Here is a 13,179-nt window from a genome sequence, read left to right as displayed (position 1 = left end):
CTAATTAAAATCATTATAACTAAATATACTACTTATCTTTCGTTAACGCCGCACGTAATTTCTGCTGCCGCTCTATATCGAAATTAGCAAAGTTAAAACGAAAATCCTTTTTGGTTGTTCCATATATCGGGCCAGGTTTAACTAGAATATTTTTCTTTAAAAGTTTTTCAAAAATATCTGGATCATTTTGCTTGATCCATAAATAAAAGCCACCTTTGGGAGTTTTGAAATTCCAATCAGGCTTTAATTCATGAAGAATTTTAGTGACATTTTTACGTCTGATGGATAGTTCTTTAGTTAATTTGTTTATTTCAGTATTAAATGTTTCGTCGGTTAAGGCCAGATTTGCCATAACTTGCGCCAACATACTAGGGACAATATCTAGTTTTTTTTGAACTTGTAATAGACGTTTACCTATAGCCTCTGGTGCAACGATCCAGCCAATTCTTGTACTCGAGCCGAGTAGTTTAGAAAGTGAACTGATATAAATTACATTTTCTGGTGCTAGTGATTTAAAAGTTTGGACTTCATCTTTAGAATCTACTAACCAACCAAAAACATCATCTTCAATGATAGCTATTTGATATTCTTGGCATAATTTTAAAATCTTTTGACGTTGTTCAAGAGAAATAATGTCACCCGTTGGATTTTGAAAAGTAGGATTGAGGATTAGCAACTTTATACGATGTTTTAAAATAACATCTTCTAAAACATTTAGATCCATCTTCATATCTGTTAGTGGGATCGGAAAAGTACGAACTCCAATAGTTTTGAAGATGGCGCTGGAATTAAAGTAAGAGGGTTGTGCGAATGCCACGGAATCACCAACCCTGAGTAAACTTCTCAATATCAGCAGTAATGACTGTTGTGCTCCACCTGTGATCAAAAGCGTCTGTTCAGTTAATTTTAATTGCTTTTTTTGTTCGTGAATGTGGCCGATGGTTTGGATCAAAGGCAAATATCCAGCATCCTGGGCTTGTTTTTGTGCAAGTAAAAAATTTTGCCAATTCATCTGTAGAAGGCCGAGGTTAGGAATCAGTTCCATTGGTAATTCGTTACCAGCCGCATCTAAGATCATGCCATTGTCTAGTGCTCGGGTTTGAGTGATCTTATTCTGATATAAAGAGTAATTTGTTTTATTATTCTCTAAAAATAAATTCCAATTAACTCTAGTTGGAAGTGAATGTATTTGTGGTAATTGGGAAATATAAGTCCCACTGCCACTTTTTTTTATGAGCAAACCGGCCGATGTTAATTCTAGAAGTGCTCGACTTACAGTCGAACGATCGACATCGAATAGTTGTGCCAATTTTCTTTCTGATGGCAGTCTTTGTCCAGGTAGTAATTTTTCTTCTTGGATCAAACTCTTGATTAATTTTGTGATAGCCAAATATTTGGGCTTAATTTTAGGCAAATCGTCATGCCAATTGATCATTTTGAATCCACCTTTGTTAATTTTTCTTATTATAATAATTGGCTGGATAAAAAACAAGCCAATTGGATGTTGTGGTAAAACCAGTCTAACGTAATACTTATTCTTAAATGGGGAGGTAAATTGATGGAGGATGTTTTAACAATTGCTGGTTCAGACAGCTTAGCCGGTGGTGGAATTCAGGCGGACCTAAAGACCTTTGAGGAACTAGACGTCTTTGGTGTCAGTGTTTTAACTAGTATTGCTTCAATTATTAATGATGAAGTTGTTTTAAATCAAATTAATTCAGCTGTTATTTTACAGCAATTGGATTCAATTTTAGATCAATTACCGGTCCATTTCGCCAAAATTGGATTAATTGGTGAATTGTCAGTTATAAAGAGTATTTGTCACAAAATATCTCAATATGAATTGACGTTAGTAGTTGATCCAGTATTTGTATTTAAAGAAGGCAGTACACAAATAGAAACTGACTATTTGGATGTTTTAAAGGATAAATTGCTACCATTGGCTTATGTGGTTACACCTAATTTGGAAGAGGCCAAGAAACTTAGTGGTTTAGAAGAAATAACTACTAAAGCTGATATAAAAAAGGCGGCAGCAATCATTCAAAAAAATGGTTGTAAAAATGTAGTTATTAAAGGTGGCAACAGATTTCCTGGAGAAATGGCAATTGATTATTTAAGATGTGAAGATAGAGACTATTGGTTTGAAAGTTCTAAAATCAACAAAAATACGACGGATGGCGCCGGGTGTACTTTTTCCGCCGTTATAACGGCAGAACTAGCTATGGGGCAAGCTTTACCTGAAGCAGTTTACTTTGCTAAGAAGTTTGTTCGTTCAGGAATTGAAAAAGGAATCAAAATAAATTCTCAATTAGGGAGCGTCTGGCAAGGCGCCTATCGACATTAGGAGTAAATCAATGAAAAATAATTCGGTTAAACAAATAACTTTGGCGGCTATTTTAATTGCTATGACCGTCAGCTTGTCATTACTTGTGATTATTCCCATTCCTGCAACAAAGGGAATTGTAACACTTTGTGAAGTGGGCATCTATACTAGTGCAATTCTATTCGGAAATCCAATGGGCTTCACTGTAGGAGCTATCAGCGGATTCTTAATTGATATTATTTCTGGTTATCCAGAATGGTGTTTATTCTCGTTAATTATTCATGGTTTACAAGGTGCAGCGGTCGCTTATTTCACGCCGGAAAGAAATAAGAAAATCAAGAATACAATAATTCCGTTACTTATCGGAAGTATCATTATGGTAGTTGGTTATTTCTTGGCAACGGCTTTATTATTCGGTTGGCCAGCAGGTATTGCATCAATTTTCAGTAATATTATTCAAGTTGGCTTTGGTATGGCAGTTACATTACTTATTGTAGAAAGTCTTGTTAAGTTTAGACCCAACTTAGTTTAAGAGGTGTATTTTATGGTATTAGATTTAAATAAGATCGGCAATGATTTAGATAGCATCATCAAAGATATTTTAGATGCTGCCGGCCTGGAAGATGGTGATTTATTTGTCTTGGGATGTTCCACAAGTGAAGTAGTGGGTGGACAGATAGGAAAAGATTCTAATCTTGGTGTTGGTGAAGTTATTATTAAGACTTTACTGGCTAATTTGACTCCTAAAGGTATTAATTTAGCCGTTCAAGGCTGTGAACATATCAATCGTAGTTTGGTGGTAGAAAAATCAGTTGCTAAAAATAATAATTTAGAAGTTGTTTCGGTAGTTCCAGCTCTGCATGCAGGTGGAGCGGCTTCAATTCAAGCATTTAAACAATTTAAAGAACCAGTTGAAGTCGAACATGTTGTAGCTCAAGCGGGATTAGATATAGGTGATACGTTTATAGGAATGCATGTTAAATTTGTTCAAGTTCCAATACGTCCAACAAATGATACTTTGGGAGCAGCACATGTAACGGCGTTACGATCACGTCCTAAGTACGTTGGTGGTCCTCGAGCCAATTATGATCCGATAGAGTAGTATCTCCGGTTGATTTGTATTGATCACATTGTCCTTTGTGGTAGTAGAATATCAGATATAAAAATTAGAATGTGACAAAATATGGTCAGTTTTTCAGTATTAAAGTAAATAGACACTGTAATCCGATTTGGATTACAGTGTCTATTTGGCCTAGTTGAAAAAATTATTTTTTGTCGTGTAAGTTTTAAGAATCATGCAGTTACGTCACAGCTTTATTTTAAATTTACCAGTACAAATATTATTTTTGCATCATGATATCCAAAATAATGGGATTTGTTTCTTTTAGTCCATCCGTAGCAAGCACTCCCAGTCCTCGGATAGTAGTATCAACGTCATCGCTGACCAAGCCATTGCTTCCAGGAATTGCTATCCCCTGTATTGCCAGATTCATTGCACGATACATTGAAGAAACTGAACTAGCTACCTTCATGGCACAGGAACAACCGGCACCATCACATACCATCCCTGCAGCATCACCGACCATATTTTTAATAGTAGCAGTGGCCATTTCGTAGTTATTTTTCAATAAATAAACACAACCAGTACCAGCTCCCATGGCTGCTGAATCTACCGCACAATAGGCTGATAGGACCGGTAAAAAGGCATGTATGTAAAGTGCAGTTAGATGAGATAAGGTTAATGCCCGTATCAGTTGTTCTTCCGACGCATCAATATATTCGGAAGTAACACAAACGGGAATGGTAGCGGCAATACCTTGATTACCAGAACCAGAGTTTGTCATAGCTGGTAATTGAGAACCACCCATTCTGGCATCTGAAGCTGCAGAAGAATATGAAATTAATTTATTAGAAAAATCATCCGTTGTTGAACTTAGTGGTGAATTCTTTAGAGACTTTCCTAAGCTAAGTCCATAGTTATTTTTTAAACCATCATCTACTAAGGCCATATTAAGATCTGCGGAGTCTTTAATGAAGGAAATGTTTTCTAGTGGTTCAGTTTGAGCAAAATTCCAGACATCTTTAAATTTTATAGTTTGAAGAAATTTCTGTGATTCAGAAATTGAATAAGCCGCTGGACGAGTTTTAGAAAAAATTACCTGATCATTTTTTTTAATTAAGAAAATATTGGTATGACCACCAGCAATACAAACTTTTACGTTGTCCTCTCTATCGGTCACGTTCACTTCTACATATAGTTTATCTTCAACGGGGGCTATTTTGGCAGATACTTTGCCAGAGGTAACAAGTTCATTTATTTTAGGTAAGTCATCATCGACCAAATTAGCTATAACGTTTAATCCTGCTGTGGGATCGCCAGCAATGGCTCCAGTGGCAGCTGCTACTAATAATCCAGGCTTTCCGGTGCCAGGTACGATTACTGCCATGGCATTTTTCATAACACCTAAGGACACGCTGATCTCGATCTTTTGAATATCCTTATTTTCTAAATAGGCCAGACAGTTAGCTGCCCCAAAGGCAACAGCGATTGGTTCAGTGCAGCCAGTAGCGGGAACTACACTATCTTTTAATGCTTTAATAAAGTTAGTTCTGGTTTTTTCTTGTGAGCACATAATCAATATATCCTTTCAAAAAATTACAGGTGATAAATTGAAGAATATGCCTAAAGGTTGTTTCTGGGTGGCAAGCATAGTTCTATGTTTATCAACCTAGATACTGATTCCGTAACGAGTATATCATACGAGTAAGCGCTTTCCTAAGCCCTGAAATTAAACTTCTAAAACTAGTGATTAAATTCACTATTTGACCTACACTTAATAGTAAGGGAAACAGTCGCAATATGGACGAAAAGAGGTTTTGGTTATGGTTGAACAAATAATAGATAAGAATTTTACTACTGAGGATTTATCACATAGAAATTACAATAATGTTCGTTTCAATGAGGTTGATTTTTCTAAAGCTGATTTGGACGGTATTGATTTTGGAAATTGTTTGTTTGAAAATTGTAATTTCTCACATGCTTCGTTAAAGAATGCGTCATTAGTTGGTGCTGATTTACGTGGCTGCAACTTGAGCTATAGTGATATATCTGGTGCCAATATGTTCCATTCCATGCTGGAAAATGCTGATCTTACTGGAATTGTTTCTAATGATGCCACTCAGCACTTTAGGATGCGCTGTCCAGAGAAAGGGGCATTTTTAGGATACAAGAAATGCTTTGACTATCGAATCGTTAAACTTTTGATCCCGGCAGACGCGCAAAGGACGTCGGCAACAGCTAATTCATGTCGATGTGATAAGGCTAAGGTCATGACAATAGATGATATGTACACTGATGATATTTATCATGATGCCATTTCTTACGTTGATCCAAATTTTGTCTATCGAGTTGGGCATATGAGTATAGCTAATAACTTTAATCCTAACAGATGGGTCGACTCAACTGGTGGAATTCATTTTTGGATGACTAGAAAAGAAGCCGAAGGATATATGTAAAAATATTTTAAATGGAAATCTCGTCATGTATATATGAAGAGATTTTTTTAATAATCAAAATCCAGAAGAAAATGTCAAGAATAATGCCAAAAAGTCTGGTGTAACATAAAAATATTTGTTAATCTATAAGTAGTCGCTTATACAAGGGTGAAAGAAAAACTAATTCAAGGGAGGCACGTATATGTTTTATAACCAAAATAAAAAAGATGTATTGAAAGAACTAAATAGTAATCGTCATGAGGGATTGACTAGAGATGACGTTAAAATACGTCTTGAAAAGTATGGTAAAAATGAAATACAGCAAGAAGCGCCAACTCCGATTTGGAAAGTTTTACTACACTCTTTTAAAGAACCCTTAGTAATTATTTTATTATTAGCGGTTTTATTATCTTTAGTAAGTGGCGTTTATGATTTAACACAAAACGGTGATGTGAAGCATGCGATGTCATCATTCTATGAAGCAATCGCTATTCTAATACTGATTTTTATAAATAGTGGTTTGTCAGTATGGCAGACAGTCAGTGCTAGAAAATCGCTTGATAGTTTAAAAGAAATGAACAACCATCAAGTATCAGTTTTACGAGATGGCGATTGGGAAAAAATTAAGGTTGATTTTTTAGTACCTGGAGATATTATCAGTGTAAAGATGGGCGATTTTATTGAGGCTGATGTGCGCTGGTTCAAAGTATCCGAATTACAAGTTTTAGAAGCACATTTAACTGGAGAGTCAGATCCGATTTTAAAAATAGTTGATGAGCTGCCAGAAGATACTGATTTGGGTGACCGTAAAAATATGGGTTATTCTGGGTCGACAGTGACTAATGGTAACGGTTATGCAGTCGTTGTAGCCACAGGAATGGAAACAGAATTAGGGAAAATCGCAGGTCTATTAAAAGATACAAAAGATCAGAAAACTCCTATTGAAAAAACTGTAAATGACCTAACACGTAAGTTGATGTATGTGGCTGGTGGTGTAGTATTGTTCACACTTATAGCCGGATCATTGAAGACATGGTTAACAACGGGATCATTTTCGTTCACTAGTTTTGCAGCTATATTGTCTACAGCAATAGCTTTAGCCGTGGCCGCCATACCAGATGCTTTACCGGCGGTGTTGTCGATTGTTTTAACAATTGGTGCCACAGTTCTCACTAAGAGTAAAGGGTTGATCAAGTCGCTTAACAGTGTAGAAACACTGGGATCAACGACGTTTATTGCATCTGATAAGACAGGCACATTGACTAAAAATGAGATGACAGTAACCAGATTTTTTGCCGACGGAATTGAATTCGAGGTTGAAGGCCGTGGATATGATCCTTTAGGTGAAATAACACCTTTAAATAAAATTAATTCAGCTAAAAAATTTGTCATTGCTAGTATTTTGAATAATGAAGCAAACGTATCAAGGGATGAGAACGGAAATTACGTACCTTTTGGAAATCCGACAGATGTGGCTTTAGTAGTCTTGGGATTAAAATTAAACTTAGATAGACATGAATTACTAAATAAAAAAGACGAGACAGACTATGATATTTTAAGAGTCTTTCCATTTGATAGCACAAGAAAAATGATGAGTGTTGTTATTAAAAGTGGTAATGAGTATAAAGTATTAACAAAAGGTGCACCTGATGTACTGTTAAATCTTTCTATCAATACTGACAATAAAGCATTTGAAAATAAAATTGATGAATTTGCTAACGAAGCTTTAAGAACCTTGGCGGTTGGTGAAAGAATAATATCTGAAGATGAAGCTATGAATGCTCCAATGGAAGACTTAGAGAAAGATATTACGTTACTTGGTTTGGCTGGAATCATTGATCCACCTAGGGAAGAGGTTAGAAATTCAGTTGAAACACTTCATAACGCTGATATAAATGTTGTTATGATCACTGGGGATCACGCTAAAACGGCGCAGGCCATTGCGGTTAAATTAGGGATCATTTCACGTACAGGTACACAAGTAATGGAAGGAAAGCAGATCGACAAATTATCGGATGATGAATTATTTGATAAAGTTGAAGATATTAGAGTTTACGCACGTGTTTCGCCTGAACATAAGCAGCGGATCGTGAATCAATTACAACGTCATGGTGAGGTTGTTGCTATGACAGGAGACGGTGTGAATGATGCACCGGCGCTACGTGCGGCGGATATTGGAGTAGCGATGGGAATAAATGGGACAGATGTTACTAAAGATTCTGCAGACTTGATTTTATTGGACGATAAGTTTACTACTATTGAGCATTCAGTTGAAGCTGGTAGAACCATTTTTACAAACATTAAAAATTTCATGCGCCACGAATTGACGACTAATGTAGCGGAAGTATTATCATTACTGCTAGGTCTTCTATTGATTACTCATGATATTGGAAATGTTAGTAGTAATACCCCAACCTTAACTGCCTTGATGGTATTATGGGTAAATATGGTCAGCGATGCGTTGCCATCATTTGCTTTAGGATATGATGTTCCAGAGTCGGATATCATGAACGAGCCACCACGTGACACACATAAGTCGATCTTGGCTGATGGGATGATGAGTCGAATTATCGTTCGTGGTATAACAATGGGGTTAGTTGTCTTTGCAGCCTTTGTTTTAGCTGCTAGAAGTGGAATGAAAGTTGAAGAAGCACAAACAGTTGCCTTTTTAACATTAGTATTTGGTCAATTGTGGAATGTTTTTGACGCTAGAAGTTCTAAGACATTATTCCATAGAAATCCGTTTGGAAATCCAAAACTGATTATGGCAGTTGCTTTTTCAGCAATAAGTTCGCTGTTTGTCACTATTTCACCATTCTTTAATGAAGTGATGGGTACAGCAAGACTAAGTGGAATGATTTACCTGATGGTAATCTTCATTCCTGCAATACCTGTTTTCTTAATCTCCGGAATAAAAGCATTAGTTTGGTTAAAAAAATAAGAATATATTAAAAAGAGAGCATGGCAAAATCACAGGTTTGAGAAATCCTATGGTTACGTCAAAGCTCTCTTTATTTGTTATTTAGCGGTTGCTTATAATTTAACATAGTAGGTATATAAATAATATAATAGTTTTAGACAACAAAAAACCGATTACCTGAGTAATCGGTTAAGTTATGGGTGGCCAGGGGATCGAACCCTGGACCCACGGATTAAGAGTCCGTTGCTCTGCCAGCTGAGCTAGCCACCCATGTGATGTATCAATCAACGAGTTATATAATACCATAAGGAACAAATCTTGAGCAAGGGTTTTTTTAATAATTTTTTTTATTTTTAAGCTTAAGTTATGCTGATTTTGTTTTAATAGGCTATAACTAGTATAATGGTCAAGTCAAGGAGAGATGAATATGGCTAAAAAGATTCTAGTAGTAGACGATGAGAAACCTATTTCAGACATTGTTAAATACAACCTTGAGAACGAAGGCTACGAAGTCATAACAGCTTTCGACGGTCAAGAAGCATTAGATAAAGTAGAAGAGGAAGATCCAGATTTGATTTTACTTGATTTAATGTTGCCTGTAATTGACGGTCTAGAAGTAGCTAGAACAGTTCGTAAAACTAAGGACACTCCAATTATTATGTTAACTGCTAAAGATGCAGAAATCGATAAAGTTATTGGTCTGGAATTAGGTGCAGATGATTATGTCACAAAGCCATTCTCTAATAGAGAATTAGTTGCACGTGTTAAAGCACGTTTGAGAACACAACGGCATGCGCAAAATGAAGATAGTAAAGTTAGCGAAATAAAAATTGGTGATTTAACTATTCTACCTGATGCTTATACGGTAACTAAAAATGGTAAAGAAATTGAGTTAACCCATCGTGAGTTTGAATTACTTTATTATTTGGCACAACATATTGGTCAAGTAATGAAACGTGAACACTTACTTCAAACGGTTTGGGGATACGATTATTTTGGTGATGTCAGAACAGTTGATGTTACCGTTCGTAGACTCCGTGAAAAAATTGAAAATAATCCTAGTCAACCAGAATGGTTAATGACCAGACGTGGTGTAGGGTATTATTTGAGAGATCCTAATTCTGAAGTTTAGAAAAATATGTTAATAAATTAAACTGACTGGAAACTACGAGTCAGTTTTTTTGTTATGTTCATAGCTGTATAATGTAACTAAGACTGTAATTATGGGTGAGAAAATTTGAAAAATAGATTTGTTTTTTTACATTCCATTAATTTCAAAATTGGACTGTCATTTATTTTAATTTTGATAGTCACAATTGAAATCATTGGAGCATACTTTGTTCGTCAATTAGAGGAGCAGAATGTCCAACAGTTTGAAGATTCTGTGGTCATTCCCGCTTATCGTTTAAATCAGGTCTCTGAAAGTTTAAATGACAACGATTCAAAAACAAAAGAAAATATTAGTAATGTTATTCAAGATTATACTAGAAATAATAATGACATTACAGATGTACAAATCGTTGATCGTAACGGCATTATTGTCGGAACCAAAGACGTAGATAAAGAGTCGATTGGAACTAAGACTCTCAAAGACCAAGTTAAAAAGAGTATCAATACCGATAAGAAAATAACTCAAATTTATTATGATAAGGCAACTGGTAGCTCTTACGAATCTATCTCACCAGTTTCTTCGCCTGATAATAGTACGGTTGTTGGGGCTATTTATGTTAGAGCCAGCATGGAATCAGTATATTCAGGTATAAATAATATTATTGTTATTTTCCTTACAGCTTCATTAGTTGCTGGATTGCTAGGGGCAGTCATCGCAATTTTTATTGCTCGTGCAATCACTCGTCCGATCGATGAAATGAAGCAACAAGCTGTACGAATGGCCGAGGGAGATTATTCCGGTCAAGTTCGTGTCTATTCACCAGATGAATTAGGACAATTGGCAATGGCTGTTAATGATCTTTCAGTTAAAGTTGAAGAGGCAACAGAAAATTCTGAATCTGAACGAAGGCGTTTGGATAGCGTTTTGACACAAATGTCTGATGGGGTTATCGCCACCAATCGTTTAGGGAATATTACTGTTATCAATGAAATGGCACAGGAGTTCTTAAATAAAGAAGAGGGTGAAGCTGATGGTCAACCTTTAGTTGAAGTATTAGGTGTTAACGACCGAATCAGTTTTGATCAACTATTAGAGAATCCAGAACCCATGATCATTGAAACTAGCGATTTACCCGATGAAGATGACGATGATGATGAGGACGATAATTCATTGATATTAAATGCAGACTTTTCTCTTATTCAGAGAAATAGTGGATTTATCAGTGGTATGGTCTGTGTCCTACATGATGTTACTGAACAACAAAAGATAGATGATGAGCGTCGTCAGTTTGTTTCCAATGTTTCTCATGAATTGAGAACGCCTTTAACAAGTATCAGTAGTTATATTGATGCCTTGAACAATGGTGCTTGGGAAAATAAAGATCTGGCACCACAATTTCTAAAAGTTACGGCTGAGGAAACTGATCGTATGATCCGTATGATTCAAGATTTATTGAACTTGTCGCGCATGGATCAAGGCCGATCTAAATTGGATAAAGAATTAGTCAACTTCAATGAATTTTTCTCATATATCTTAGATCGTTTTGATATGATGTTGAAAAAAGAAAAAGCTGATGCTAAAGAAGACGATAAAAAAGTCGTTAAGAACTATCGTATCAAACGAATTTTTACTAATAAGGACCTCTGGGTCGAACTAGATACTGATAAGATGACGCAAGTAATGGATAATATTATAAACAACGCAATTAAGTATTCACCAGATGGAGGCGTTATAACGTGTCGCCTTTTGGAAACTAATAAACATATTATTATCAGTATCTCTGATCAAGGATTGGGTATTCCTAGAAAGGATATCAAGAAAGTCTTCGATCGATTCTACCGTGTTGATAAGGCTCGTTCACGTAAACAGGGTGGTACTGGTCTAGGTTTGTCTATTTCTAAAGAGATCGTTGAGCAGCACAAAGGTAGAATTTGGGTAAACAGTGCTGAAGGCAAAGGCTCAACATTCTATATTTCTCTGCCTTTTGACCCTAATGAGACTGGAGGAGAATGGGATGAAATTTAGTCGATTAATTGTACAGATCCTGTTAGTTTTTGCAGTTATTACTAGTGTAGTTTTGTCCTATTTCATTTGGACTAATACCGCACGTTATCAAAGAGGGCGAAATGTCGATGTTACGACGACTGAGTCCGATAAAAATAAAATACCGATCAATCAGGTCATAAGTCCTACTCAAGTTATTTGGCATGACGGGACAGATCAACGCTTAATTTACAATAATGAAGAAAATATTTCTTTCAGTGTTCAAAATGTTATGAATGACTGGAAATTTGATCGAGTTACGCGTGTTTTCAAAAAAGATGGTGCTAAATATCAAAAGACTATCCAAAAGCGCAATGCGATTCAGTTAGTTTATCCAACCGCTATAACGGTTAGAACGTTAGGATATTTATTGAATAGTTCGGTTTTAAAACATTCCACTGACTATTCATTCAATCGAATTATCATTAATTTGAATGATAAAACTGATAAAAACATCTATCTAGCAAACGATAGTAATTATGCCGTCTATAAAGTTGGCGTTCGAGATGCAGCAGCAGAACCTATTTTGAAATTGGCTAAGAAAGCAAACATCGATTTGAAAGTTAGATTGAACTTGATGAAACATGGTGTCTTTACGTTCTATACTGAACCGATCAAGATGAAAGCTTATTCATATGTAATTGATGAAAAGCAGGATAGAGAGTACACGACAGCACTATTTGATTCTAATAGTGATGACTTAGTTACATCACAAGATGGAGAAGTTTATTCATATAACTACAGTGAAACTAAACGTCTGATTTCTGATCACGATAAAGGCGAGTTAACATTCTATGATTATACTGATACCTCTGTGCCAAAGAGTAGATTAGCCTTTTATCAACGTGGTTATAATAAGGCTGTTAACTTACAGAGTTCTGTTTCTAACCTTCGGTTATACGATGCTGATTGGAATGATAAAGATTTGCTCTTCCGTGAATATGTTGAAGGATTTCCAATTTTTAAGAAGAGTCAATTTGGATCTATCAAGATAAGCTTTAACCGAAATGGAACAACTGAACATTTCTTGAATAAGGTTCTTGAGGTTCCGGTACCTTCTTCTAATTCAGAGACGACATTGAAGTCTACTACTTCTATCCTCAAAGGATTGGATAAAGCCGGATATTCTGTGAACGATATTCAAGACATTCAGGTAGGATATCAATGGGAAAGTGAATCTGAAAATCAAAATGTAGTTGATTTGACTCCAACCTACTATATTAAAATTGATAATCATTGGCGCCCATATCAAGACTGGACCAATGAATCTGCAGAGGAGGGATAGTA

The 13,179-nt window shown here is 35.9% G+C and carries 10 protein-coding genes and 1 tRNA gene; 8 read left to right on the top strand and 3 right to left on the bottom strand.

Annotated elements, in window-relative coordinates; translation table 11 throughout:
• Positions 1–28 precede the first annotated feature (28 nt).
• Entirely contained in the window at positions 29–1,435 is a 1,407-nt protein-coding gene (locus EKM64_RS00830; RefSeq protein WP_125674605.1) for an aminotransferase-like domain-containing protein, read from the bottom strand.
• Between the two features lie 123 nt (positions 1,436–1,558).
• Here EKM64_RS00830 and thiD point away from each other — a divergent pair, with 123 nt between their 5' ends.
• Genes thiD through EKM64_RS00815 form a run of 3 tightly spaced genes read left to right on the top strand, consistent with a single transcriptional unit; the run spans position 1,559 to position 3,425 of the window.
• The gene (gene thiD / locus EKM64_RS00825) at positions 1,559–2,344 is read left to right on the top strand and encodes a bifunctional hydroxymethylpyrimidine kinase/phosphomethylpyrimidine kinase (RefSeq protein WP_125674603.1); all 786 of its coding nucleotides are present in this window, start codon (positions 1,559–1,561) and stop codon (positions 2,342–2,344) included.
• A gap of 10 nt (positions 2,345–2,354) precedes the next feature.
• Positions 2,355–2,855 carry an ECF transporter S component gene (locus EKM64_RS00820; RefSeq protein WP_125674602.1) on the top strand — a complete coding sequence of 167 codons (501 nt, stop codon included), beginning with the start codon at positions 2,355–2,357 and terminating at the stop codon, positions 2,853–2,855.
• Positions 2,856–2,867: 12 nt separating this feature from the next.
• On the top strand, positions 2,868–3,425 hold the full coding sequence (locus tag EKM64_RS00815) for a TIGR01440 family protein (protein WP_125674600.1): 558 nt from the start codon (positions 2,868–2,870) through the stop codon (positions 3,423–3,425).
• Positions 3,426–3,663: 238 nt separating this feature from the next.
• On the opposite strand, the gene EKM64_RS00810 is transcribed toward EKM64_RS00815, so the two are convergent.
• On the bottom strand, positions 3,664–4,956 hold the full coding sequence (locus EKM64_RS00810; protein WP_125674598.1) for an L-cysteine desulfidase family protein: 1,293 nt from the start codon (positions 4,954–4,956) through the stop codon (positions 3,664–3,666).
• 250 nt (positions 4,957–5,206) lie between these two features.
• Here EKM64_RS00810 and EKM64_RS00805 point away from each other — a divergent pair, with 250 nt between their 5' ends.
• Both EKM64_RS00805 and EKM64_RS00800 read left to right on the top strand, forming a co-directional pair.
• A complete protein-coding gene (locus tag EKM64_RS00805) occupies positions 5,207–5,839 on the top strand; it encodes a pentapeptide repeat-containing protein (RefSeq protein ID WP_125674596.1) in 633 nt (210 codons plus the stop codon).
• 181 nt (positions 5,840–6,020) lie between these two features.
• Positions 6,021–8,759: a cation-translocating P-type ATPase gene (locus tag EKM64_RS00800; RefSeq protein WP_125674594.1), complete on the top strand. Its 2,739-nt coding sequence runs from the start codon at positions 6,021–6,023 to the stop codon at positions 8,757–8,759.
• A gap of 176 nt (positions 8,760–8,935) precedes the next feature.
• Here the strand turns inward: EKM64_RS00800 and EKM64_RS00795 are convergent.
• Positions 8,936–9,008, bottom strand: a tRNA-Lys gene (locus EKM64_RS00795).
• A gap of 157 nt (positions 9,009–9,165) precedes the next feature.
• Between EKM64_RS00795 and yycF the strand changes: the two genes are divergently transcribed.
• From yycF to EKM64_RS00780, 3 genes are all read left to right on the top strand, one after another.
• Positions 9,166–9,870, top strand: a complete 705-nt coding sequence (yycF, locus tag EKM64_RS00790) for a response regulator YycF (RefSeq protein WP_125674593.1) — start codon at positions 9,166–9,168, stop codon at positions 9,868–9,870.
• Between the two features lie 105 nt (positions 9,871–9,975).
• Positions 9,976–11,874 (top strand): cell wall metabolism sensor histidine kinase WalK, encoded by a 1,899-nt coding sequence (walK, locus tag EKM64_RS00785; protein ID WP_125674591.1) that lies wholly within the window; start codon positions 9,976–9,978, stop codon positions 11,872–11,874.
• Complete coding sequence (locus EKM64_RS00780) at positions 11,864–13,177, top strand: YycH family regulatory protein (protein WP_125674589.1); 1,314 nt, start codon at positions 11,864–11,866, stop codon at positions 13,175–13,177. Before walK ends, EKM64_RS00780 begins: the two co-directional genes overlap by 11 nt.
• Positions 13,178–13,179: the final 2 nt, after the last annotated feature.

Source organism: Companilactobacillus keshanensis, assembly GCF_003946205.1.
GTDB lineage: Bacteria > Bacillota > Bacilli > Lactobacillales > Lactobacillaceae > Companilactobacillus > Companilactobacillus keshanensis.
The sequence above is the reverse complement of the archived record's forward strand: the minus strand, read 5'-3'. Positions and strand labels throughout refer to the sequence as shown.